The sequence below is a fragment of the Streptomyces sp. MZ04 genome (genome assembly GCF_004684775.1).
Classification (GTDB): Bacteria; Actinomycetota; Actinomycetes; order Streptomycetales; family Streptomycetaceae; genus Streptomyces.
This window is the reverse complement of the sequence record NZ_SRIC01000019.1, coordinates 13,894-37,845: the sequence shown is the minus strand read 5'-3', so window position 1 is coordinate 37,845 and position 23,952 is coordinate 13,894. Positions and strand designations below refer to the sequence as shown.

At 70.3% G+C, this 23,952-nt stretch carries 22 protein-coding genes; 5 read left to right on the top strand and 17 right to left on the bottom strand.

Annotation, left to right across the window (positions count from 1 at the left end):
• Positions 1-97: 97 nt before the first annotated feature.
• From E2651_RS07025 to E2651_RS06970, 12 genes are all read right to left on the bottom strand, one after another.
• Positions 98-691: a hypothetical protein gene (locus E2651_RS07025; protein WP_245238624.1), complete on the bottom strand. Its 594-nt coding sequence runs from the start codon at positions 689-691 to the stop codon at positions 98-100.
• The gene (locus E2651_RS07020) at positions 688-1,962 is read right to left on the bottom strand and encodes an MlaD family protein (protein WP_135330132.1); all 1,275 of its coding nucleotides are present in this window, start codon (positions 1,960-1,962) and stop codon (positions 688-690) included. The genes E2651_RS07025 and E2651_RS07020 overlap by 4 nt, the downstream gene beginning before the upstream one ends.
• Positions 1,962-3,302 carry an MCE family protein gene (locus E2651_RS07015; RefSeq protein ID WP_135330131.1) on the bottom strand — a complete coding sequence of 447 codons (1,341 nt, stop codon included), beginning with the start codon at positions 3,300-3,302 and terminating at the stop codon, positions 1,962-1,964. The genes E2651_RS07020 and E2651_RS07015 overlap by 1 nt, the downstream gene beginning before the upstream one ends.
• The gene (locus tag E2651_RS07010; protein WP_135330130.1) at positions 3,299-4,432 is read right to left on the bottom strand and encodes an MCE family protein; all 1,134 of its coding nucleotides are present in this window, start codon (positions 4,430-4,432) and stop codon (positions 3,299-3,301) included. The genes E2651_RS07015 and E2651_RS07010 overlap by 4 nt, the downstream gene beginning before the upstream one ends.
• Positions 4,429-5,409, bottom strand: a complete 981-nt coding sequence (locus tag E2651_RS07005; protein WP_135330156.1) for an MCE family protein — start codon at positions 5,407-5,409, stop codon at positions 4,429-4,431. The genes E2651_RS07010 and E2651_RS07005 overlap by 4 nt, the downstream gene beginning before the upstream one ends.
• A gap of 32 nt (positions 5,410-5,441) precedes the next feature.
• Positions 5,442-6,479, bottom strand: a complete 1,038-nt coding sequence (locus E2651_RS07000) for an MlaD family protein (protein ID WP_135330129.1) — start codon at positions 6,477-6,479, stop codon at positions 5,442-5,444.
• Positions 6,476-7,744, bottom strand: coding sequence for an MCE family protein (locus E2651_RS06995; protein WP_209446086.1), 1,269 nt, complete (start codon positions 7,742-7,744; stop codon positions 6,476-6,478). Before E2651_RS06995 ends, E2651_RS07000 begins: the two co-directional genes overlap by 4 nt.
• Before the next feature lie 5 nt (positions 7,745-7,749).
• Positions 7,750-8,565 (bottom strand): ABC transporter permease, encoded by an 816-nt coding sequence (locus E2651_RS06990; protein WP_135330128.1) that lies wholly within the window; start codon positions 8,563-8,565, stop codon positions 7,750-7,752.
• Positions 8,566-8,568: 3 nt separating this feature from the next.
• Entirely contained in the window at positions 8,569-9,339 is a 771-nt protein-coding gene (locus tag E2651_RS06985; protein ID WP_135330127.1) for an ABC transporter permease, read from the bottom strand.
• Positions 9,336-10,325, bottom strand: coding sequence for an ABC transporter ATP-binding protein (locus E2651_RS06980; RefSeq protein WP_135330126.1), 990 nt, complete (start codon positions 10,323-10,325; stop codon positions 9,336-9,338). The genes E2651_RS06985 and E2651_RS06980 overlap by 4 nt, the downstream gene beginning before the upstream one ends.
• An 86-nt stretch (positions 10,326-10,411) precedes the next feature.
• Positions 10,412-11,461 carry a sigma-70 family RNA polymerase sigma factor gene (locus tag E2651_RS06975; RefSeq protein ID WP_245238622.1) on the bottom strand — a complete coding sequence of 350 codons (1,050 nt, stop codon included), beginning with the start codon at positions 11,459-11,461 and terminating at the stop codon, positions 10,412-10,414.
• A gap of 178 nt (positions 11,462-11,639) precedes the next feature.
• Positions 11,640-13,268, bottom strand: coding sequence for an IclR family transcriptional regulator C-terminal domain-containing protein (locus E2651_RS06970; RefSeq protein ID WP_135330125.1), 1,629 nt, complete (start codon positions 13,266-13,268; stop codon positions 11,640-11,642).
• 187 nt (positions 13,269-13,455) lie between these two features.
• Here E2651_RS06970 and E2651_RS06965 point away from each other — a divergent pair, with 187 nt between their 5' ends.
• From E2651_RS06965 to E2651_RS06955, 3 genes are all read left to right on the top strand, one after another.
• Positions 13,456-14,634 (top strand): 4-hydroxybenzoate 3-monooxygenase, encoded by a 1,179-nt coding sequence (locus E2651_RS06965; RefSeq protein WP_135330124.1) that lies wholly within the window; start codon positions 13,456-13,458, stop codon positions 14,632-14,634.
• Positions 14,635-14,695: 61 nt separating this feature from the next.
• Positions 14,696-16,084, top strand: a complete 1,389-nt coding sequence (locus tag E2651_RS06960; protein WP_245238620.1) for an aromatic acid/H+ symport family MFS transporter — start codon at positions 14,696-14,698, stop codon at positions 16,082-16,084.
• A 66-nt stretch (positions 16,085-16,150) separates the two neighbouring features.
• Complete coding sequence (locus E2651_RS06955) at positions 16,151-17,071, top strand: Bax inhibitor-1/YccA family protein (protein ID WP_135330123.1); 921 nt, start codon at positions 16,151-16,153, stop codon at positions 17,069-17,071.
• A gap of 87 nt (positions 17,072-17,158) precedes the next feature.
• Here the strand turns inward: E2651_RS06955 and E2651_RS06950 are convergent, their stop codons facing one another.
• A complete protein-coding gene (locus E2651_RS06950) occupies positions 17,159-17,389 on the bottom strand; it encodes a DUF4287 domain-containing protein (RefSeq protein ID WP_055545457.1) in 231 nt (76 codons plus the stop codon).
• A gap of 132 nt (positions 17,390-17,521) precedes the next feature.
• Between E2651_RS06950 and E2651_RS06945 the strand changes: the two genes are divergently transcribed.
• Positions 17,522-17,803, top strand: a complete 282-nt coding sequence (locus tag E2651_RS06945; RefSeq protein WP_167828721.1) for a hypothetical protein — start codon at positions 17,522-17,524, stop codon at positions 17,801-17,803.
• Between the two features lie 99 nt (positions 17,804-17,902).
• Here E2651_RS06945 and E2651_RS06940 read toward each other — a convergent pair whose 3' ends face one another.
• The 3 genes from E2651_RS06940 to E2651_RS06930 form a co-directional block, all read right to left on the bottom strand.
• Positions 17,903-18,721, bottom strand: a complete 819-nt coding sequence (locus E2651_RS06940; RefSeq protein ID WP_135330151.1) for a hypothetical protein — start codon at positions 18,719-18,721, stop codon at positions 17,903-17,905.
• 261 nt (positions 18,722-18,982) lie between these two features.
• Positions 18,983-20,203: an acetyl-CoA C-acetyltransferase gene (locus tag E2651_RS06935; protein ID WP_135330122.1), complete on the bottom strand. Its 1,221-nt coding sequence runs from the start codon at positions 20,201-20,203 to the stop codon at positions 18,983-18,985.
• A gap of 296 nt (positions 20,204-20,499) precedes the next feature.
• Positions 20,500-21,519 (bottom strand): SGNH/GDSL hydrolase family protein, encoded by a 1,020-nt coding sequence (locus E2651_RS06930; RefSeq protein ID WP_135330121.1) that lies wholly within the window; start codon positions 21,517-21,519, stop codon positions 20,500-20,502.
• 155 nt (positions 21,520-21,674) lie between these two features.
• On the opposite strand from E2651_RS06930, the gene E2651_RS06925 reads away from it, so the two are divergent.
• Positions 21,675-23,066 (top strand): cystathionine beta-synthase, encoded by a 1,392-nt coding sequence (locus tag E2651_RS06925; RefSeq protein ID WP_135330120.1) that lies wholly within the window; start codon positions 21,675-21,677, stop codon positions 23,064-23,066.
• 281 nt (positions 23,067-23,347) lie between these two features.
• Here the strand turns inward: E2651_RS06925 and E2651_RS06920 are convergent, their stop codons facing one another.
• Positions 23,348-23,947 (bottom strand): short chain dehydrogenase, encoded by a 600-nt coding sequence (locus E2651_RS06920; protein ID WP_135330119.1) that lies wholly within the window; start codon positions 23,945-23,947, stop codon positions 23,348-23,350.
• Positions 23,948-23,952 lie beyond the last annotated feature (5 nt).

Below are 23,952 nucleotides of genomic sequence, written 5' to 3'. Positions count from 1 at the left end.
CTCTCCTTACGGCGGGGTGATGCGCCTTACGGGGTCATGCGCTGTACGGGGTGGTGCGGTCAGCACGGAGTGGTGCGGTCAGCACGGGGTGGTGCGGTCAGCCGACGAACTCGACGCCGGACGTCAGCCACTTGTCGTTCTTGAGCTCGAGGTCCAGCTGCAGTCGGTAGGTGCGGGCCTGGCCGTCGGGGGCGGCGGTGTTGGTCACCTTGCTGTCGGCGACCACCAGGACACGGGCGGAGTGCTCGTCGGCCCGGGTGATGCCCGCTTCGAGGACCTGCCCCTTGGAGACCGACTTGTTCTTGGCGACCAGCTTCGTCAACTGCGCGGTCTGCGCCGTGAACTGCTTCTTGAAGTCACCGGTCGCGCCCTTGAGCACGTTCTCGCTGTCCCGCCCGTAGTGCCGGTAGTCGAGCGAGGTGAAGTTCAGGGCCGACTGCCTGGCCGCGGCCAGGATGTCCTGGTGCCGCTGCTCCGTCGCACGCTGCTCGTACACCTGGAGGCCGAGCCAGAGGGCGAGCGCCGACGTCCCGGCGGTGGCCACGGCGAGTCCCGCGGCCATGGCACGCTCGCCGCGGGCGGTGCCCGTGAGCTTGGCACCGAGGCGGAGCAGCGCCCGGACGGGGCGGGAGATCAGGCCCCCGGCCGAGCGGGCGATGCGGGCGATGCGGGCGATCAGACCCCCGCTCATGCCATCGGTCCTACGAGCAGCCATTGCCACGAGTCCTTTCCGAACGCGTTCTGTTCGCCGCCCGTCGAGCCGATCTCGACGGGCGTTCCGTCCGGTCCGACGGCGGTGCCGGTGTCCGGGTCGTACGGGGTGACGTATGCCGCCCGGTCCGCCCCGCCGGAGCGGGCCGGGGCGCCGGGGGCGTTCTGCGCGCCGCGCACCGAGGTGCCGCCGCCGCGTGGTGCCGTGCAGCGTGCGCCGGTGTTGGCCGGGCGGTCGCCGGTGTCCGCGGGGTCGCGCCGCGGGGTGTCGTACCCCTGGCGGCAGGGCGCCGGTTCGTCCTTGCCCGCGACCAGGCCGAAGTGCGTGGTGCCGTCGCCCGGCACCACCGTGTAGCTGCCCGCGACGGTCAGGGGGAAGGTGACCAGGGCCTGTTCCACCCCGGGCAGTCGTGCCACCGTGATCTGGCCGCCGCTGATCAGATTCCCGAGGAGTACCGGCAGTTGGGTCTTGTTCGCCTTGAGCAGCGAGTCCACCTCGTGCGCGGCGGGCGCGCCCGACCCGATCAGCCTGCGGATGTCCCCGTCGCTGGACTTGAGTTCCGCGGTGAGGGCCGCCAGGTCCTCGGAGAACGACTTGATCGACGAGCCCTGCTCCGACTGGGTCTTGAGGACCTTGCGCGAGTCCTCGATCAGCCTGATCGTCTCGGGGAGCGATGCGGAGGCCGACTCGACCAGCTCGTTGCCCGAGTTCACCAGGCGGCTCAGGTGCGGTCCCGTCCCCTTGAAGGCCTTGCCCAGTTCGTCGACCGTGACCCGCAGATCCTCCTTGCCGACGGAGTTGACCAGGCGGTCCACGCTGAGGACGAGCTCCGTGCTCGCCAGCGGCACCCGGGTGTCGCCGCGGGTGATCGTGCTGCCCTCCTTGAGCAGCGGCCCGGAGCCGGTGCGCGGCTGCAGATCGACGTACTGCTCACCGACCGCCGAACGGTGCGCCACCACGGCGAGCGTGTCCGCCGGAATCCGCGCCCCGTCCTCGATGTCGAGCGCCACCGACACCCCTCCGGCGTCCGCGAGTTCGAGCTGCCCGACCCGGCCCACGGGCACCCCGCGATAGGTGACCTCGGCCCCCTGGAAGATGCCCCCGGACTCGGCGAACTCGGCACGCACGGTGTACCCGCGGTCGAGCAGGGCGTCGGGGATGCCGGTGTACTGCGCGCCGACGTAACTCACGCCCACGGCGGTGACGGCGGCGAACGCGAGCAGTTGGATCTTGACCGTACGTGTGATCACTAGTAGACCCCCCTCAGCAGGAGCTCGGCCAGAGCGAGGTTGATCCCGGGCGGAACGCCCTCGGTGTTCCCGTTCCCGTACGTGGCGTTCCCGTACGTGGCGTTCCCGTACGTGGCGTTCCCGTACGCGGCGTACTGGCCGGTGCACACCGGCGGGCACAGCTGCCCGCCGTCGCCACCCGGGTCGTCGGAGGTGTCCGGCAGTTTCGGGTCGTCGGGCAGCTCAGGGATCTCGGGGATCTCGGGGGCGTCCGGAACGCCGGGCACGTCCGGCAGCTTCGGTGGTTTCGGCACCTCGGGCAGCCGCGGCTCGTCCGAGCCGTCCGGCTTCTCGGGGTCGTCGGCGAGATTGCCGTAGATGCTGTCCAGATCGAGATCCGCGGTGATCTTGAGGTTGACGTAGTCGCCCTTGATGGCGTCGGTGGTGCCGCGCGGGAAGGGATAAGTGGTCAGGAGTTCAAGGGAGTTCGGCAGATCGTCGCCCGCCTTGTTCAACTGCTCCAGGATCGGCCGCAGGTGCTTCAGATTGGCGATCACGTCGGTGCGCGAGGCGTTGACCACCTTGGTGCCCGCCTTGCCCAGCTTCGACAACGACGTGAGCATTCTCGTCAGATCGCGTCGCTGGCCGGCGAGCACCTTGAGGGCGGGCGGCACGGTGTCGACGGCTTTGCCGATCGTCTTCTTCTCCTTCTTGAGGCGCTTGGCGAGGCGGTCGACGCCCTTGAGCGCCCGCACGATCTCCTTGCGCTGGCCGTCGAGGCCGCCGACGAACTTGTTCAGCTCCTTCAGCAGCGACTTGACCCGGTTCTCGCGCCCGGACAGGGCCTTGTTGAGCTCCGTGGTGATCGTCTTGAGCTGGGCCACACCGCCGCCGTTGAGCAGCGCCGACAGCGCGGAGAGCACCTCTTCGATCTCCGGGTTGCGGCCGCTTCGGGACAGCGGAATCCGCGCACCGTCCTTGAGCCTGCCGACGGGGGCGCTGTCCGGCGGGGCGGACAGCGCCACGTATTTCTCGCCGAGCATGCTGGTCTGCCGCAGACCGGCGAACGCGTTGCCGGGCAGCTTCACCGAACCGGCCACCCGCAGCCGTACCTTGGCGTGCCAGCCGTCGAGCTCCACCTTCTCGACCGAGCCCACGGTGACGTTGTTGACCTTCACGGCCGACTGCGGCACCAGGTCGAGCACGTCCCGGAACTCGACCGTGACCCGGTAGGCGCCCGCGTCCTTGGCGGCGCCGCCGGGCAGTTCGACGTCGTACAGACCGTTGAACTCACAGCCGGTCAGGAGCAGCGAACCGATCGCGGCCCAGGCGGCCGCCCCGCCCTTGCGCAGTGCGCTCATGCCGCGGCCTCCAGGATTCCGCCGAGGGTCTTGTCGCTCGGCTTCGCGCCCGAAACTCCTTGTGGCTGCGACAACTTGGGCAGCGAGTCGAAGAGTTTCCTCAGGTCCTTGCACTCCGCGGCCTGCTTCTGGCCGGTGGTGCCGAGCAGGGAGCAGAGCAGCGCGGCCGGGTCCTGTGCCTGTTCGGCGTTGTTACGGGTGTCGAGGGTGCCCGAGCCGGGGTTGTAGGCGTTCTGCAGATTCGACAGGCCGGTCGGCGTGGTCTCCAGGATCTCGGCGAGCGCCTTCTTCTGGGTGACGAGCACCTTGGTGACCTTGCTGAGCCCCTTCACGTTGGAGGTCAGCGACTTCTTGTTCTTCTTGACGAACCGCTGCACATCGCCGAGCGCGGTGCCCAGGTGCTTCAGGGCGGCCGCCAGGTCCTTGCGCTCTCCGGCGAGCTGGCCCGCCACCTTGGCGAGGCTGGTGTTGAACGACCGCACGCTCTTGTCGTCCTTGGCGAGCATGGCCGTGAACACCTGAAGGTTCCGTACGGTGCCGAACAGGTCGCCCCGGCCGTCGGAGAGGGTGGTGACGGCCGTGGAGAGATCCTCCACGGTCTGATGCAGGTTCCCGCCCTGCCCTTCGAGGTTGTCCGCGCCGACCCCGAGCAGCCGGGACAGCGAGCCCTTCTTGTTGGCGCCGCGCGGGCCGAGCGCCTCCGACGTGGTGTGCAGACTGTCGAAGACGCGGTCGAGCTCGACGGGTACGGCGGTACGGCTCTGCGGAATGACGGCGCCGTCCCGCATCGCCGGGCCCTTCCGGTACACCGGGAGGAGCTGGAGGTAACGGTCGCTGACCACCGAGGAGTTGATGATCGCGGCCCGTGCGTCGGCGGGCACCTTGCGCTCACTGTCGTACTCAAGGGTCACCCGCACCCGCTCGCCCTCCGGGGTGATCTCCTTGACCTCGCCGATGCGGACGCCGAGCACCCGGACATCCGAACCCGGATAGATGCCGACGGTGCGCGGGAAGTACGCGGTGACGCGCACCGGTTCATCGCGCGGCCACAGCGCCACGGTGAGGGCGGCCACCACGGCCAGGGCGGTCACCAGGGCCGTCCGCCGCAGGAGTCGTGCGTGCTTGCTCATCGCTTGTCTCCCGTCCGCGGGACCACCGGAGTGGCGACCAGGTTCTGGATGTAGCTGTCGAACCAGCGGCCGTTGCCGAGGGTGTTGGTGAAGAGCCGTACATAGGGCGCGAGCAGCTGGACGCTGCGATCGAGGCTGGAGTAGTTGCGCTCCAGCATCGACACCACTGTCTTCAGGCCCTTGAGCGCCGGGCCGATCTCCTTGCGGTTGTCCGCCACCAGGCCCGAGAGCTCGATGCCGAGCGTGGCCGAGCTCTTGAGCAGGGTGTGGATGGCCTTGCGGCGCTTGGCGATCTCGGTGAGCAGTTTGTCGGCGTCCTTGACCAGGGTGGAGAATTCGTCGGAGCGGTCGGCGAGCACCTTGGTGACGCCGTTGGCGTGGGTGAGGAGTTCGCGCAGCTCCTTGTCGCGCGACGCGACCGTGCGGGAGATCTTCGACAGGCCCTTGATGGACGCCTTCACCTCGGCGGGAGAGTCCTCGAAGGTGGTGGAGATGGTGTCCATGGCCTTGGCGAGCTGGTCGGTGTCGACCTTCTCCGTGGTGGTGGTCAGATCGCTGAACGCGGTCACGACGTCGTACGCGGGTGTCGTCCGGGACACCGGGATCTCGGCGCCCGGCTTCAACTGGCCGGGCCCCTTGGGCTCCAGGGCCATGTACTTCGAGCCCAGGATCGTCTTGATCCGGATGGACGCGCCGGTCCTGGTGCCGAACTTCGGCTCGCCCTTGACCTTGAAGGTGACCTTCACATGGTCGCCGTCGAGGTCGACCTCGTCGACCTTGCCGACCTTCACCCCGGCGATCCGTACCTCGTCGCCCGGCTTGAGCCCGCCCGCCTCCGAGAAAGCCGCGCTGTACGTCTCGCCGTTGCCGATCAGCGGCAGGCTTTCGGCGTTGAACGCGGCGGCGGTCAGGAGGGCGAGGGTGGTGAGACCCACGACACCGATCGTCACCGGGTTCCGCTCACGGAAGGGCGTCATCCGCCTGCGTAGCCTCATGCGTACACGCAGCCTCATGCGCCACACCTCGCTCGTGCCACATGCAGCTCGGGAGTGAGCACCTCGTTGGTCTTCGGCAGCACGATCCGGCCGTCGAAGTCACAGAGGTAGAAGTTGAACCAGGAGCCGTAGGACGCGGTCCCGGTCAGCTTGTTGAGCTTGTTCGGCAGCCGCTTCAGCACGCCCTCCACGGTCTTCTCGTTGTCGTTCAGCGTTCCGGTGAGCTCGCCGAGCTCCTTGATGTCGTCCTTCAGCGGGGGCCGTGCCTCCCCGATCAGACCCGAGGTGGCCTCGGTCAGGTGCCCGATGTTCACCAGTGACCTGCCGATCGGCTTACGGTCCGCGGACAGTCCGGAGACAAGCCGCCGCAACTGCTTGAGCAGCGAGGAGAAGCGGCCGCCGCGCTTGTCCAGGGTCGTGAGCACCTCGTTGAGGTTGGTGATCACGGAGCCGATGAGCTTGTCGCGTCCTGCCAGGGTGGTGGTGAGCGACGCCGTGTGGGCCAGGAGGCTGTTGACCGTGCCGCCCTCGCCCTGCAGCGTCTTGACGATCTCGGTGGCGAGCTGGTTCATGTCCTTGGGGCTCAGCGCGGCGAACAGCGGCTTGAACCCGGCGAGCAGCGCGTTCAGATCGAGCGCGGGCTGCGTCCGGGACAGCGGGATCAGGCCGCCGGGCCGCAGCGGTGTGCTGCCGCCCGCGCCCTCGGTCAGCGCGATGTAGCGCTGCCCGACCAGGCTCCGGTAGCGGATGACGGCGCCGGTGCTGGTGAACAGCGGGCGGTCCTGGGTGACGGTGAAGGTGACCTCGGCCCGGGTCCTGTCCTTGATCCGGATGCCCTCGACCTCGCCGACCCGCACCCCGGCGACCCTGATGTCGTCGCCCTCCTCCAGGCTCGTGACATCGCTGAACACCGCGCGGTAGGTGTGCTCGGGGGTGAAGGAGATATTGACGATGGTGGCCGCGAGCAGGGCTGTTGCCACCACCGTCACCAGCGCGAACAGCAGGAACTTCACCAAAGGTGCCGCGGTGTCCGTGGCTCGTGCCGTCTTCATACGACGCTCACCGCCGTTCCGCGCGCCATCGGGCCGAAGAGGAGCGTCGCGACCGGGGGCACCTGGTCCGCCGACACGCCAAGCACCGGGGCCACGAGGGAGCCGACGGCCCGCTGTTCGGCCGCGGTCGAGGACATCGTGGCCGGGCCGGAAGGACCGCCGACCTTGTTGGGCTTCGTACCGTCGTTGAGCTGGTCGTCCCCCGCGGGCACCCGGGGATGGGGCAACCCGCGGCAGTTGGGGCCCGAGCGGTCCGCGTACCGCGGTTCCTCGCCGGGCTCGTACGCGGGCTGCGGGTGGACGAATTCGAGGGTGATACGCATCTTTCCGCCTCGATAGGTCTCTTCGGACGCCTTGTCCTGCCGCACCAGGCCCTCGAGCAGGCAGGGGTACTGGGGGGCGTAGCGGTCGAACAGCGCAAGGGTCGGGCGGGAGACCCGGCCGAGGGTGATCAGGCGCTCGCCGTTGTCGTCGAGAAAGTCCTCGCCGGTTCCGGCCGCGGTGGCGGTCGCGGTGAGGGCGGCGGCCAGTTGGCCCTGCTTCTCCACGAGGGTGCGGCTGGTGGTGACGGAGTTCCGCAGGATCTTCATCAGGTCCGGCGCCGCGTCGGCGTACACCTCGGCGACGTCGGCGAAGCGCGTGATGTCCTCCTTCAGGGACGGCAGATGCGGGTTGAGGCGGCGCAGATAGCGCTCGACGCGGGTGAGGTTGGCGCCGATCCGGTCGCCGCGTCCGTCGAGCGCGGTGGCGAACGCGGAGAGCGTCGCGTTGAGATCGGCGGGCCGCACGGTGCGCAGGAGCGGCAGCAGATCGTTCATCAGCTGCTGCACCTCGATGCCCACCGTGGTGCGGTCCTGCGTGATGACGTCACCGGCGCGGATGTGCCGGTCCGACGGCCTACGGGGCTCGACCAGCTCGACGTACTTCTCGCCGAACAGCGTCTTGGGCAGCAGCCGTGCGTGGACGTCGGACGGGATCTTGGCGGTGTGCTCCGGCTTGAGGGCGATGCCGAGGGTCGCCTTCTCCCCGTCGGCCCGCACCTCGCGGACCTCGCCGACCAGGAGGCCGCGCAGCTTGACGTCGGCGCGCGGCTCCAGCTGGTTGCCCAGGGTGTCGGCCTGCAGTGTGATGCGTACGACGGACGTGAACACCTGCTGGTACACGGCGACGGAGAGGGCGAGCAGCAGCGCGATGACCGTGATGAACACGATGCCGTACAGCCGTAGCCTGGCGCCGCGCGAAGCGAGAGAGACCGGAATTCTCATCTGCCCTACCCCGCTATGCGTACGGTCGTGACGGCGCCCCAGATCGCGAGGCTGAGGAAGAAGTCCAGGACGTTGATGGCGACGATGGAGGTGCGCACGGCACGGCCGACCGCGACGCCGACCCCGGCGGGACCGCCGCTCGCGTAGTAGCCGTAGTAGCAGTGCACCAGGATGATCACGACGGCGAAGACGATCACCTTGCCGAAGGACCAGAGCACGTCCACCGGTGGCAGGTACTGCTGGAAGTAGTGGTCGTAGGTGCCCGCGGACTGTCCGTAGTAGCCGGTGGTGATGGTGCGCGCGGCGAAGTACGAGGACAGCAGGCCGATCACGTACAGCGGGATCACCGCGACGAAACCGGCGATCATCCGGGTGGTCACCAGGAACGGCAGCGAGGGGACGCCCATCACTTCGAGCGCGTCGGTCTCCTCGCTGATCCGCATGGCGCCCAGCTGCGCGGTGAACCCGGCCCCGACCGTCGCGGACAGGGCGAGGCCCGCCACCAGGGGCGCGATCTCCCGGGTGTTGAAGTACGCCGAGAGGAACGCCACGAAGTTGGAGGTCCCCAGCTGGTTGAGGGCGGCGTAGCCCTGAAGGCCGACCTCGGTGCCGGTGAAGAAGGACAGGAAGGCGATCACGCCGACCGTGCCGCCGATGACGGCGAGGGCGCCACGGCCGAAGCTCACCTCGGCGAGCAGGCGCAGGATCTCCTTCTTGTAGCGGCGCAGGGTGCGGCCGGTCCAGGCCAGGGAGCGGCCGTAGAAGGCCAGTTGGCTGCCCAGCTCTTCGAGCGAGCGGAGCGGGCGGTCGAGAAGTCGCATCAACTACCCTCTCTGCGGGACGATTTGGAAGTACACGGCGGTCATCACGAAGTTCGTCACGAACAGCAACATGAAGGTGATGACCACGGCCTGGTTCACCGCGTCACCGACGCCCTTGGGGCCGCCCTTGGCGGTGAGCCCCTTGTACGAGGCGACGATCGCGGCGATGGCGCCGAAGACCAGGGCCTTGAGCTCCGCCGCCCAGAGGTCGGACAGCTGGGCGAGGGTGGTGAACGAGGCCAGATAGGCGCCCGGAGTGCCGTTCTGCAGGACCACGTTGAAGAAATAGCCGCCGGCCACCCCGACCACCGAGACCAGGCCGTTGAGCAGGACCGCGACGACCATCGAGGCGAGGACCCTGGGCACGACGAGGCGGTGGATCGGGTCGATGCCGAGGACCTGCATCGCGTCGATCTCCTCGCGGATCTTGCGCGCCCCGAGATCCGCGCAGATCGCGGTGCCCCCCGCCCCCGCGATCAGCAGCGCGGTGACGATAGGCGAGGCCTCCCTGAGCACCGCGAGCACCGAGGCGGCGCCCGAGAACGACTGCGCGCCCAGCTGCCGGGTCAGGCTGCCGATCTGCAGCGCGATCACCGCGCCGAACGGGATGGAGACGAGCGCGGTGGGCAGGATCGTGACGCTCGCGATGAACCAGGCCTGCTGGATGAACTCCCGTACCTGGAACGGGCGCCTGGGCAGCGTCCGCAGCACGTCAAGGCCCATCGCGAAGAGACTGCCCGAGTGCCGCAGCGCCCCCTTGGGCGACAGACTCATGCGCCGCTCACCTCTTGAGCCTCTTGAGCCTCTTGCACCCCTCGCGCCCCTCGCGCCCCTCGCGCCCCTCGCGCCTCCTCCTGCTCGGCGATCGCCTGCCAGCGGGGCGGGCGGTCGATGCCGGGCCCCGGAAGAAGCCGCGGGGTCATCTCGGCGACACCCACGCTGTCGGCCGCGCCGCCGTTGCCGAAGTGCACCGCCTCGCGCGCCATCGTGGCGGCGTCCTTCTCCTCGGCCATGCCGATCGGCCCCTGCATCCGGCCGTTCAGGAACTGCCGTACGACGGGTTCGTCGCTGGTCAGGAGCTGCTTGCGGGGGCCGAACATCACCAGTTCGCGACGGAAGAGCAGCCCGATGTTGTCGGGGACCTGGCGGGCCGACGCGATGTCGTGCGTGACGATCAGGAAGGTCGCGTCGATCTGCGCGTTGAGGTCGACGATCAGCTGGTTGAGGTAGGCCACACGGACCGGATCGAGGCCCGAGTCGGGCTCGTCGAAGAGAATGATCTCCGGATCGAGCACCAGGGCCCGTGCCAGACCGGCCCGTTTGCGCATCCCGCCGGATATCTCGCCGGGCAGCTTGTCCTCGGCGCCGATCAGGCCGACCATGTCCATCTTCTCGAGCACGATCTTCCTGATCGCGCTCTCCTGCTTACGGGTGTGCTCGCGCAGCGGGAAGGCGATGTTGTCGTAGAGGTTCATCGACCCGAACAGGGCGCCGTCCTGGAACAGCACGCCGAACAGCTTCCGCACCTCGTACAGGTCGTGCTCGCGGAGCTTGGTGATGTCCGTGCCCGCGATCCGGATCGACCCGCGCTCCGGCTTGAGCAGTCCGACGAGGCTCTTGAGGAAGACCGACTTGCCCGTGCCCGAGGGGCCCAGCATGACCGAGACCTCTCCGGCGGGCAGGGTCAGCGAGACGTTCTGCCAGATGACCTGGTCGCCGAAGGACTTGGTCAGCCCTTCCACGCAGATCTCGACACCCATCCGGTTCACCCTTCGCCGTGAGCAGCTCTGTCATCTGCTCTACGGGGGAGGGCGCCCCGTCCGTCGCGGAGAAACCGAAGTTTTTTCTACGGGACCTGTGTGAGGCCGTCGCCGGGCAGCTCCGGGGCCGTTCCGGAGCTTTCCCGTGAACGCACCGAAGGGGCCGTCGCGGAGGGAGAAGGGGCGGCGGGGACGGACACCTCAGGCGGCTCGACCGGTATCTCGGGGACGTCGGGGCCGGGCACCGCGGGCAGTGTTTCCAGGGCCGGGAGCGGCACATCGGGCAGGGACGGCAGCACGGGAAGCGAGCCGTCGGCCGGTGCCGTGCCGGGTGCGGTCGTCGACGGGGCCTGGCGGGAGCGGGCCGAGGGCGTCGCCCCGCTCCCCGGGGTCCGTGCGTCATCGGCCCCATCGGCCCCATCGGCGCCATCGGAGCCGGAGGAGACGGAAGGGGCGGGCCGTGCCGGTCCGGGCCGTTCCCCGTCGGTGATGCCCGGCAGGACGAACCCCGCCACGGCAAGGGTCGCCGCCGTCACTGCCACGCCCACCACTTGCACGTTCCCGCCCGGACGCGGCCCGCGCCCGCACAGCCACAGGGCGAGACCAAGGGTGGCGGCAAGCGCCGTGCGCAGCGTGCGCCGGGCCCTGGCGAGCAGCGACTCGGCCGTCCGGTAGCTCAGGCCCATCTTCTTGGCGACCTGACCGACGTCCAGGTCCTCGGACTTGAGCCAGATCGCCTCCGCCTGCCGCGCGGGCAGCTCCCCGCTCCGCGCGGCCAGCCACCGAGCCTCCGCCCGGTCGCACACCGCGTCGTCGACGGGCACCTGGCCCGGCGCGACCAGTCTGGGGCTGCTGCGCACCTCGGCCTCGCGGCTGACCTGCCGGTACCGGTCGACACACAGCCGTATGGTCACCGTCGTCAGCCAGGCGCCGAGCCGCTCGTCGTCGAGCTGCGGACGCTCGGCGGCGCGCAGCATCGCCTCGTGCACGGCGTCCTCGGCGTCCTCGGCGCTCATGGATCTGCGGCGGGCCACCCGCAGCAGTTCCTCGCGGTGACTCCACGCGCGCTGCCACCGGTCGAGGTCCGCCTCGTCGGCCGCCCCGCCCGCATGCGCAGGGTGCATGTCCGTCGCCATGAGGGCTCCTTTGCACTCACCCGCCGGTTCTGTCCTCCCGGCGGGTGACGCGACATTACCGTTCGGTATCCAGCGTTGTGCAGGGGGAGGCGCTCATCGATTCCGTACCGTTGCCGACCGGCTGATCGGCGGTTCGACTCCGGCTCCGGGCACCTTTCACCGCCCTGTGCGAGAGCGCTCAGGGCATGCGTACGGCGTTGAAGCGGGCCGCGGTGTGCAGATCTGTCTCGATCGCCGCCGCGGTCTCGCGCAGGGCCGGAAGCAGCGCGTCGATCGTCTCGCCCAGCGGGGCGGTGCCCGCGTGCTGGGCCACGTTCAGGGCGGCGACCACGCGGCCGTCCGCGCCCTTGAGCGGTACGGCGACCGAACGCAGGCCCTCCTCCAGCTCCTCGTCCGCGGTGGCGTAACCGTCGGCCGCGGCCCGGTCGAGGACGCGGTGCAGCTCCGCCGGGTCCGTGACCGTGTGCCGGGTGAGGGCTGTGGGCGGCTCCGCCTTCAGGAGGCGGATGCGGTCCGGCTTCGGCAGCCCCGCGAGCAGGACCCGGCCCATGGCGGTGGGGTAGGCGGGGAAGCGCGTGCCGAGCGTGATGTAGACGCTCATCACGCGGACCGTCGCCGCCCGCGCCACGTACAGGATGTCCGCGCCGTCGAGCACCGTCACCGACGCCGACTGGTGGACGCGGCCGGTCAGTTCGCGCAGATGCGGCTCGGCGATCTCGGCGAAGCCAAGGCGGGAAAGGCGGGGGTAGCCGAGCTCCAGGATGCGGGGGAGCGGGCGGTAGAGGCGGCCGTCGTGCGCCGCGTACCCCTCCAGTTCCAGCGTGTGCAGACAGCGGCGTGCGGTGGCCCGGGGCAGTCCGGTGGCCTCGGCGATCGCGGTGAGCGGCAGTCCGCCGCCGCGGGCCCGGCCCAGAGCGCGCAGGACGGCGAGGCCGCGGGCGAGCGACCGCAGGAAGCCGGGGCCAAGCTCGGCCTTGGCGTCGGCCGCGTCCGGCGCCTGATCGGGCGTCAACTCTCCTTCCTCGTACGGCGATGGGGCGGTCGGCAGCGCCTCCAGCTGCGCCGCCTCCTCGCGCAGTCTCGGAAGGACAAGTTCCGCGAGGCCCTGCGCCGTGTGCCTGCTGGTGTGGCTCACCGCGGACAGGGCGTACCGCGTGCGGCCCGTGGCATCGCGCACCGGGACCGCCGTCGCGATCAGGCCCGGCTCGATCAGCTGGTCGTCCAGGGCCCACCCCGCGGCGCGTGAGTGCGCCGTGCGGTCCGCGAGGTCGGGGACGCGGGGCGCGGGCCCGGGCGGGAGCGCGGGGAAGGCGTGGCCGTCCGGATCGGCGGCCACGCGCGCGTGCCACGCGGCCCACCCCGCCTCGTCCCACTCGGCGGCGAACAGCGCACCGGGCGCGCACCGTTCGGCGGGCAGCAGATCGCCGATGCGGAAGGCCACCGACATCGCGCGGCGCCGCGCGGCCTGCGTGACGAAGCGGACGCCGTCGCCGTCCGGCACGGCGAGCGACACCGACTCGTCCAGCTCGTCCGCGAGCCGTGCGGTGCGCGCCGCGACCTCGCCGGTCAGCCCGCTGGCCGCCAGATAGGCGTTGCCGAGCTCCATGAGGCGCGGGGTGAGCTGAAGCTCCTGGCCGCTCTCGCGTACGTATCCGAGCCGGGCCAGGGTCGCCACCACCCGGTCCACGGTCGAGCGGGCCAGGCCCGTGGCACGGACCAGATCGCCCGCCCTGGCCCGGTCGGCGGCCGCGAGGGCGCGCAGCACCGCGAGGCCGCGCTCCAGGGGGCGTACGGACTCTTCGGGCATGGCGCCGCTCCTCGTGGCCGTGGAAAGCCGTCGAAATGGGCGCCCCGCAACCGTTGACAGCCGCTGGGTCCGGTCGGAGACTCCCGTCAGCACATTATGAACGAAAGTTCACCAGGCGAACAAGTCCGGCTCGCCCGAGCCCCGGTCCGCGCCCGGTGACCGCGTTCGGGAGTGAAGGGAACGATCGATGCGCACCACCGTCGGAATCATCGGGGCCGGACCCGCGGGACTGCTCCTCGCCCGCCTGCTGCACAACGCCGGCATCGATTCCGTCGTCCTGGAGACCCGGGACCGCGCCTACGTGGAGCAACGCCAGCGCGCCGGGATCCTGGAGCAGGGCACCGTGGACGTCCTGCGCGAGGCGGGTGTCGCCGCCCGCATGGACCGCGACGGCATCCCGCACGACGGCATCGAGCTGCGCTTCGACCGCCGCAGGCACCGCGTCGACTTCCCCGCCCTGACCGGCGGCCGGTCCGTGATGGTGTACGCCCAGACCGAGGTCTGCAAGGACCTCATAGCCCTCCAGCTCGCGGCCGGAGGACCGCTGCTCTTCGAGGCCGAGGCGCTCGCCGTCGAGGGCGCGGAGACGGAGAGTCCGCGCATCCGCTTCCGCCACCAGGGCCGCGAGGACGTCCTCGAATGCGACTACGTAGTGGGCTGCGACGGCTCCTGGGGTGTGGCCCGCAAGGCCGTGCCCGCCGACGTCTCCCGGGTCTTCGAGCGGACGTACCCCTTCGGCTGGCTCGGCATCCTCGCCGACGTACCGCCCTCGCACGACGAGCTGGTCTACGCCCGCCACGACCGCGGTTTCGCGCTGCTCTCCATGAGGTCGCCGACCGTCACGCGCGCGTACCTGCAAGTCCCCGCGGGCACGGACGCCGCCGACTGGAGCGACGAGGAGATCTGGGACGAGCTCGACCGCCGCCTGGAGACCGACGACCGCTCCTGGACGCTGAAGCGCGGACCCGTCACCGCCAAGTCCGTCACCCCCATGCGCAGTTACGTCCACGAGCCGATGCGGCACGGCCGGGTCTTCCTCGCCGGGGACGCCGCCCACATCGTCCCGCCCACCGGCGCCAAGGGCCTCAACCTCGCCGTCGGCGACGTCGTCACCTTCGCCCGCGCGCTCGTCGACCTCCGCGAGACCGGCTCCGACGCCCGCCTCGAGGCGTACTCCGCGACCTGCCTGCGCCGCGTCTGGCAGGCCGAGCGCTTCTCGTACGCGATGACGACCATGCTCCACCGCGCTCCCGAAGCCACCCCCTTCGACGACCGCATCCAGCTCGCTCAGCTGGACCGCATCACCACCGCACGCTCGGCCGAGACCGACCTCGCGGAGGGCTACACGGGCTTCCCCCTCGACTGAGCCCACCGCATCGCAGGAAAACCCCCGTCCCCACCAGGTCCCACAAAGAAGTGAGAGCCCCGTGACCGCTCCCCAGAGCGCTTCCCCCGAGCGCACCTTCAGATCCGTCGCCCCCGTCATAGCCCTGTGCTGGCTCGTCGTCTTCTTCGACGGCATGGACGTCAACATCTACGGCGCCGTGATGCCCCACCTCATCGACGACAAGGGCTTCGGCTTCACCGCGTCGACCGCGGGCACCATCGGCTCCTGGACCACCTTCGGCATGCTGATCGGCGCCCTCGGCTGCGGCACGCTCACCGACTGGCTCGGCCGCAAGCCGATGGTGGTGGGCAGCGTCGCGCTGTTCTCGCTGGGCTCAGCGGTGTGCGCGCTCGCGCCGAGCGCCGCCGTCTTCGGCGCCGGACGGTTCATCGCCGGGCTCGGACTCGGCGGTCTGATGCCGATCAGCCTCGCGATCGTCGCCGAGTTCGCGCCCAGGCGCAGGGCCGCGCTCGCCACCGGCCTGATGATGACCTCGTACCACGCGGGCGGCATGGCGGCCACGGGCCTCGGGCTCGCCCTCGGGCCCGACCACGGCTGGCGCGTCGTCTTCTGGGCGGGTGTGATCCCCGCGCTCGTCGCCATCCCCCTCGTGGTGAAGTGGCTGCCCGAATCGCCGGGGGTGCTCCTCAACCAGGGCCGGGCGAGCGAGGCCGAGTCGGTCGCCGCCCGCTTCTCGCTGCCGTCCCCGGCCCTCGCCGAAGCCCCCGAGGCCGGCGCCAAGGGCCGCTTCTCCGCCGTGGCGTCCCTCTTCACCCCGGGACAGCGCCTCGCGACCCCACTCCTCTGGATCGCCTCCTTCGCCGGACTGCTCCTCGTCTACGGAGTCTCCACCTGGCTCCCCGAGCTGATGCGCGCCTCCGGCTACTCGCTCTCCTCCTCCGTCACCTTCCTCATGGTGATCAACGCGGGCGGCATCGTCGGCATGCTGGTGGCAGGCCGGGCCGCCGACAAGTTCGGCGCGATGCGGATCTCCGCCATCTGGTTCCTGCTCACCGCGTGCGGCGCCTTCCTGCTCAAGGCGCAGCTCCCGCTCGGTGTCGCGTACGTGATCGTCTTCGTCACCGGCATCTGGCTGTTCTCGGCGCAGGTCATGGTCTACGCATCGGCCCCCTCGGTCTACACGCCGGCCCAGCGCGCCACGGGGCTGGGCTGGATCACCGGCGTCGGGCGGACCGGCGCGGTCGTCGGGCCGTGGCTGGGAGGCGCCGTCGTCTCCGGCGGGAACGCTTCCCTCGGATTCACCACGTTCGCCGTCGCCGCAGTGCTCGGAGCAGTGGCGATCTCCCTGGTGCCGCTCGTCCGGCGCAGCCGCCGGACCCCGGCCGCGGTGGGAGACTCGGCGGGAACAGAGAGCCCCGCACCGATCGTTCTTGGTCACAACGGGGGAAAGATCCTCCCCAAGCACTAGGGTCTTCCTTTTGCCTACGCATTACTCTTGAGCCAATGCCACGCCCGGTGGCCATGGAGGAGTGAGATGAGGAGCAGCAACCCGGTCTTCTCGCGACGGGGGTTCAGCCGCGACAACGGCTACGCGGGCTTCGGCCGGCAGCCGCAGGCCGGGGGACCCGCGGGCGGGACGCAGACCCAGTACGCGCAGGGGAACCCCTACGCGGGCGCGGGCCAGCAGGCCCCCACCAACCCGTACGCGACCAACCCGTACGCCCAGCAGGACCTGCAGTACGGCGCGCCCCAGGCGCCCGTGACCACCGCGGGCCGCATGACGATGGACGACGTCGTCATGCGCACGGCCACGACGCTCGGCACCCTCGTGGTGACCGCCGCGCTCGCCTGGGCGCTGCTGCCGGTGGACGACGCGAACATCAGCAAGTCCTACGGCATCGCGATCGGCGCCGGCCTCATCGCGATGGTGCTCGGCCTCGTCCAGGCCTTCAAGCGCAAGGCCTCGCCCGCGCTGATCCTGACGTACGCCGCGCTGGAAGGTGTCTTCCTCGGCGTCGTCTCGAGCGTCGTCGACAACCGCATCGCGAGCGGTGCGGCCATGCAGGCCGTGCTCGGCACGATGGCCGTCTTCCTCGGCGTACTCGTGGCGTACAAGGCGGGCTGGATCCGCGTCAACCGTCGCTTCTACGGCTTCGTGATGGCCGCGGCGATGGGCTTCCTGCTGCTGACCGCCGTGAACCTGCTGTTCGCGGTCTTCGGCGGCGGTGACGGCCTCGGCTTCCGCAGCGGCGGCCTCGGCATCGTCTTCGGCATCGTCGGCATCCTGCTCGGCGCGTGCTTCCTGGCCCTGGACTTCAAGCAGGTCGAGGACGGCATCGCGTACGGCGCTCCGAAGGAGGAGGCCTGGCTCGCGGCGTTCGGTCTGACGATGACGCTGGTCTGGATCTACATGGAGTTCCTGCGCCTGGTCGCGATCTTCTCGGGCAACGACTGACGCACGTCGGTCAACGGCTGACAGCCGAAGGGCCCCGCGGAACATATGTTCCGCGGGGCCCTTCGCCGTGTGTGAGGGGACAGGGGGTCAGAGGAACTTGCGCGCGGCCCTCCGCAAGTCGTACTCGTGAATGATTGCTTTGGCGTGTCCGTACGCGAGGTTGTGCTCGGCGCGGAGCCAGCTGACCTTCTCCTCGAAGCGGAAGAGAGAAGGGCCTTCGTCTACGGCGCGAAGCCAGTCGGAGACTTCACGACCGGTGCAGTGGGGGATGCGGGCGAGCAGATTGCGGTGGGTCTCCTCGGAGAAGACTTGGGACATCGGCGCCTCCGGACGCGTCGCGATGTGTTCCGTCCTTCACGACACCGTGCCTGAGCGTTGGGGCGTTGGCAACAGTCCCGTCCCGGCGCATAGGGTCGCCGGGTGCTTGATACGACGCCTTTGACGGCCGCAGTGGACCATTTCGCCGACCGGTTGCGGGCCGCCCCGCAGAGTCGCCTGCAACGCGGGGCGGCGACCGAAGCGCTCGCTCTGGCCAGGGAATTGGCGGCGTGGGCTCAGCGGATCGAGGTGCCTGAGGAGGAGCCGCGGGAGATGCCGGACGCCGGGATGTTCGCGGCGGCCGACCAGATCACGGTCGCGGGGCGGGACTTGGCCCTCGTACTGGAGGACGAGCGGCAGTTGGCGGAAGCGCTGACGCTGGTGGAGAAGGCGCAGAAACGCGCAGCGGTCTGAGCGGGTCGGTCTGAGCGGGTCGGTCTGAGGGGGTCGGTCTGAGCGGGTCGGTCTGAGGGGTGGGGACCCTCAGACCGGGGGTCTTGGAGCGGGCGTCGCTCAGACCGAGGCGATGACGCGGTCGGCCAGGATGTAGACGTTCTCGGTGCCGCACTCGAACGTGAGGGCGTAGGCACCGGAGACTCCGGAGCCGCCGAGGAGGACCGGGGTGTGGCCGTCGCGCAGGGCGTCGGCGAGCTGCTCCGCGGTCTCGCGGTGGCCCGGCGTCATACAGAGCGTCGTACCGTCCGCGAAGACATAGACGTCCAGGGTGCCCAGCGGGCCCGGCCGGACGTCGGCGAGCGCCGTGCGGGCGCCGGCCAGCTCCTCCAGGCAGGCGACCGTGCGCTCGTGGTCGCCGTGGCCGTCCGTGTGGGGCGTCTGGACCGGTACGAAGTCCGGGTGCGAGGGGTGCCTGCGGCGGGCCGCGGCCAGCTCCGGGGAGTCGCCCGCGAACTCGTCGCTCTGCTCGGCGTAGGGCTCGATCACCGGCTCGAGGCTGTCCGCCTCGATGCCCGCGAGGTCCGCCTGGCGCGGCAGGAACAGCTCGTCCGCCATGTCGGCGAGACCCGGCAGACCGCTGAGCAGGGACGGCGCGTCCGAGGCGTCGCGGGCTTCCTGGGCGGCCCAGAAGGCCCGCGCCTCGGCGAGCTCGCGCTCCCGCTCCTCGGCGAGCGCATCGGCCACGGCCGCGCGTATCTCGTCGGTGTCCGGAGTGGTGCGTGCCGCGGGCACGGTGGGCTGCCCCGTCGCGGCTTGGCTCTGGGCCAGCTCGGTGCGCAGGGCCGTTATCTGCTTCCGCAGCCCGTGCACGGCGTGCAGGGCGGCGGCGCCCACGGCCGTGGCGGCAGCCGTGGAGAGCAGCAGGGCAAGAGGCATGGCGCTCACTGACGTACTCCCGGTTTCAAGTCGACCCCCGACTTCCTACATCAGCTTGAAGCCTGCACGATCCACCTGTCAGTGCATTACGTCACGAACTGGACAGGTCTTTTGGCCCGGTGTGTATCCACAGATGCACTCTGACCTGGTCATATGCATCTCCCCCAGGAGATAGGTCACATCCTGGGGGAGATTGAGTCACGAATCAGTGGAGGCGTGAGGGGCGCGCGGGGCGTGTGCGGCCCTCCGGGGCGTGCGCGGTCAGCTGAGGCGCTCGATGACCATGGCCATGCCCTGGCCGCCGCCGACGCACATCGTCTCCAGGCCGAACTGCTTGTCGTGGAACTGGAGGGAGTTGATGAGCGTGCCGGTGATGCGGGCGCCCGTCATGCCGAAGGGGTGGCCGACGGCGATCGCGCCACCATTCACATTCAGCTTGTCGAGCGGGATGTTCAGGTCGCGGTAGGAGGGAATCACCTGGGCGGCGAAGGCCTCGTTGATCTCGAAGAGGTCGATGTCGTCGACGGTGAGCCCGGCGCGCAGAAGCGCCTGCTTGCTGGCCTCGACCGGGCCGAGGCCCATGATCTCCGGGGAGAGGCCGGTGACGCCGGTGGAGACGATGCGGGCGAGCGGGGTCAGGCCGAGCTCGCGGGCCTTGGTGTCGCTCATGATCACCAGGGCGGCGGCGCCGTCGTTGAGCGGGCAGCAGTTGCCGGCCGTGACGAGGCCGTCGGGGCGGAAGACGGGCTTGAGGCCCGAGACGCCCTCGACGGTGACGCCGGCGCGGGGGCCGTCGTCCTTGCTGACGACGGTGCCGTCAGGGAGGGTGACCGGAGTGATCTCCCGCTCCCAGAAGCCGTTCTTGATGGCTTCCTCGGCGAGGTTCTGCGAACGGACCCCGAACTCGTCCATGTCCTGACGGGTGACGCCCTTGGCGCGGGCCAGGTTCTCGGCGGTCTGCCCCATCGCGATGTACGCGTCCGGGATGAGCCCGTCCTCGCGCGGGTCGTGCCAGGAGGAGCCCTCGGACTTGGACACGGCCTCGGTGCGGGCCTCGGCGTCGGCGAAGAGGGGGTTGTGCGTGTCGGGAAGGCCGTCGCTGGAGCCCTTGATGCTGCGCGAGACCATCTCGACGCCCGCGGAGATGAAGACGTCGCCCTCGCCCGCCTTGATGGCGTGCAGGGCCATGCGGCTCGTCTGCAGGGAGGAGGAGCAGTAGCGGGTGATGGTGCACCCCGGGAGGTGGTCCATCCCCATCTGCACGGCGACGATGCGGCCCAGGTTGTGACCCTGCTCCCCGCCGGGCAGACCACAGCCGAGCATCAGGTCGTCGATCTGCTTCGGGTCGAGCTCGGGGACCTTGGCGAGGGCGGCCTCGATGATCGTGGCGGTCAGGTCGTCCGGGCGCAGATCCTTCAGCGAGCCCTTGAAGGCGCGGCCGATCGGGGTGCGGGCGGCAGAGACGATCACGGCTTCGGGCATCACGGCACTCCTGTGACGAGGGGGCAGGACTCACTGGGAAGTTACCTGCACGTATCGCTGTCGGTCATCGGGCGGGGACTGTGATGCGGGACGCATTTTTCTAAGCGCTTGCTCATTTCTGGCGGGGGCGCCTTGGACGGTGGGGTGCGGATTCTGTCTGCGGGCCGTCTGTGGCTGATCGCGCGGTTCCCCGCGCCCCTTTCAGGGGCGCCGGCCAGTCGTGCCCCTTCAGGGGCGCGGGGAACCGCGCGACAAGCCCCCGCGACCCGCAGACGACGAAACGACCCGACAACCCCTCAGCGCGGAAGCGGTGACGGGTCCGGGGCGTGGATCCGGCGGCGCCGCCTGCGCTTCAAGAGGGCCCAGGGCCCACGCGGCCCCGTCGGCATCGCGGCCGCGACCTCCGTGCCGCCCTCCGAGGCGGCCTGTGCTGCCGCGCGGGCGACGGGGAGGAAGCCCTCGCGGCGGGAGACGTCGGGGCGCTCCTCCTCCGGCCACAGGCCAAGCGCCGCGCAGAGGGTCGGGAGGACCGCCATCGCCGCCGTCGCGTACCCCTCCGCCGAGGGGTGGTAGTTGTCGGGGCCGAACAGTTCCCGGGGGTTCGCCGCGAACTCGGGGCCCAGGAGGTCGCCCAGCGAGACGGTCCGGCCCCGCTGCTCCACCACGCCGATCGTCTGCGCCGCCGCCAGCTGCCGGGAGACCCGGCGGGCCATCCAGCGCAGGGGCTGGTAGACGTTCTCCACCGTGCCGAGGTCCGGGCACGTGCCCACGACCACCTCCGCCCCGACCGTACGCAGCCGCCGCACCGCCGCCGACAAGCAGCGGACGGACCGTGTCGCCGGCATCCGGTGCGTCACGTCGTTCGCGCCGATCATGATGACGCAGACGTCCGGGATCCAGGACGAGGGGTCGGAGAGGATCAGGGATACCTGGCGGTCGAGGTCGTCGGACTGGGCCCCCGGCTGCGCCACGGTCCGCAGCTCCACAGGACGCTCCGCCACCGCCGCCAGCCCCGAGGCGAGCAGCGCCCCGGGGGTCTGCCCGGCCCGGTGTACCCCCTGCCCCGCCGCGGTCGAATCGCCGAGCATCACGAACCGCAAGGGCTCGGCGCACTCCGGCCGCTCCCCGAACGCCCCGCCGTACCGCCCGTCGGCCCGCGGCGCCGCCGCATGCTCCCCGTTGTTGCCCACCGAACGCTTCGCCAGCTGCACCTCGGCGAGGACCACCCCCACGGTCGCCGCGCCGAGCAGCCCGATGCCTCCGCCGCCGTACGCCGCGCCCGCGGCGATCCGCCTCGCCACCCTCGCCCTCGACATGCCCTGCAGCCACCTCCTCGTAGCCATAACGCCGTACATCCACTCATTGCCCCGTAAGGGCGGTCGGCCAATCGCGATCGGAGGTGAACGGACGACCAGGAGTCTTACGCTTAGGACACCCATTCGTCGCACTACATGGCAGCCCGGAGACAACGGTGCAATTCCACGACTCGATGATCAGTCTCGTCGGCAACACCCCGCTGGTGAGGCTCAACAACGTGACCGCGGGCATCCAGGCCACGGTCCTGGCCAAGGTCGAGTACTTCAATCCCGGCGGATCGGTGAAGGACCGCATCGCGCTGCGCATGATCGAGGCGGCCGAGCAGAGCGGTGAGCTGAAGCCCGGCGGCACGATCGTCGAGCCGACGTCCGGCAATACCGGGGTCGGCCTTGCCATCGTGGCCCAGCAGAAGGGCTACAAGTGCATCTTCGTGTGCCCGGACAAGGTGTCCCTCGACAAGATCAATGTCCTGCGGGCCTATGGGGCCGATGTCGTCGTCTGCCCCACCGCCGTCGATCCCGAGCACCCGGACTCGTACTACAACGTCTCCGATCGTCTGGTGCGCGAGACCCCCGGTGCCTGGAAGCCCGACCAGTACTCCAACCCGAACAATCCGCTCTCCCACTACCACTCCACCGGCCCTGAGCTGTGGGAGCAGACGGAAGGGAAGATCACCCATTTCGTGGCGGGCATCGGCACCGGCGGCACCATCTCCGGGACCGGCCGCTATCTGAAGGAGATCTCGAAGGGCGCGGTCACCGTCGTCGGCGCCGACCCCGAGGGGTCGGTCTACTCCGGCGGCTCCGGGCGGCCGTATCTCGTCGAGGGCGTCGGCGAGGACTTCTGGCCGACGGCGTACGACCGGAACGTGACCGACGAGATCGTCGCCGTCTCGGACAAGGACTCCTTCCAGATGACGCGGCGTCTCGCCAAGGAGGAGGGGCTCCTCGTCGGCGGGTCGTGCGGCATGGCCGTCGTGGCGGCGCTGCGGGTCGCCGAGCGGCTCGGTCCCGACGACGTCGTGGTCGTGCTGCTTCCCGACTCCGGGCGCGGCTACATGAGCAAGATCTTCAGCGATGAATGGATGAACGACTACGGCTTCCTCGAGCAGGCCGGCGACGCGCCTCGCGTCGGTGACGTACTGAGCCGCAAGGAGGGCGGCAAGCTGCCCTCGCTCGTTCATATGCACCCGGAGGAGACGGTCGGCGAGGCCATCGAGGTACTGCGTGAGTACGGCGTCTCGCAGATGCCCATCGTCAAGCCGGGCGCGGGCCACCCCGATGTGATGGCGGCGGAGGTCATCGGCTCGGTCGTCGAACGCGAGCTCCTGGACGCCCTGTTCGCGCAGCGCGCCTCGCTCGGCGACGCGCTGGAGAAGCACATGTCCGACCCGCTGCCGCAGGTCGGCTCGGGCGAGCCGGTCGGCGACCTGATGTCGGTGCTCGGCGCGGCCGACGCGGCGATCGTGCTCGTCGAGGGCAAGCCGACGGGTGTGGTGAGCCGTCAGGACCTGCTGGCGTTCCTCGCGGAGCAGCAGGGGCAGTAGCCACCGGGTGTGCCGTGAGCCGCCGGTTCGCTTGCCGTGGGCCGGACTTCGCGGAAGTGGTACGAGCGTGTCACGTCCGCGCAGCACCCGCTTAACACGGCTCCGGCACATTGGTCGTTGTCGGCGTACAGGAACTCCGGAGCGGCTCCCGGACCTCTGAACGCCTGGACGCGAGGCCCGGCCTGACCCGGCCCGCGTCCCTCGCGGGGACCGCCGTCGTCCCGCCCCCTGGGCAACCGGGGGTGCGGCGGTCCCCGCGCATGAACTCATCGCGCATGAACTCAGCCGACTCCCGGCTCGATCACCTGCCCTCGTGCCGTGCCCTCGATCAACTCCACGTACGCGCGGACGACCTCGGCGACCGGCGTCCCCGCGGAGCCGTCGCGCCCCATCTGCTCAAGGGTCTCCGACACCCAACCAGGGCTCACGGAGTTCAGCCGGATGCCCCGGGGCATCTCCGCCGCCGCGGCCGGGACGAAGTGGGCGAGGCCGCCGTTGACGAGGGCGGCGAAGGAGAGGCCGGGCTCGGAGAACACCGAGACGCCGTTGGTGAGGGTGAGCGAGCCGCCGTCGGTGACGTGGCGCGCGGCGCGCCGGACCAGGTGGACCTGGCCGAGCAACTTCCCTTCCAGGCCCCGGAAGTAGTCGTCGTCGGACGACGCGTCGATCCGCGCGAGCTGCCCGCTGCCCGCGACGGCGACGACCGCGTCCACGGTACCGACGGTGACGAAGAGCGCGTCGATGGACTTCGGGTCCGCGAGATCCACCGCGACCGGCCCGCTCCGTGACGCCCGGACGACCTCGTGGCCGCCGCCCGCCTCAAGGGTCTCGGCGAGGACGGAGCCGATGGTGCCCGTGGCACCGATGACGACGATCTTCATGGGTT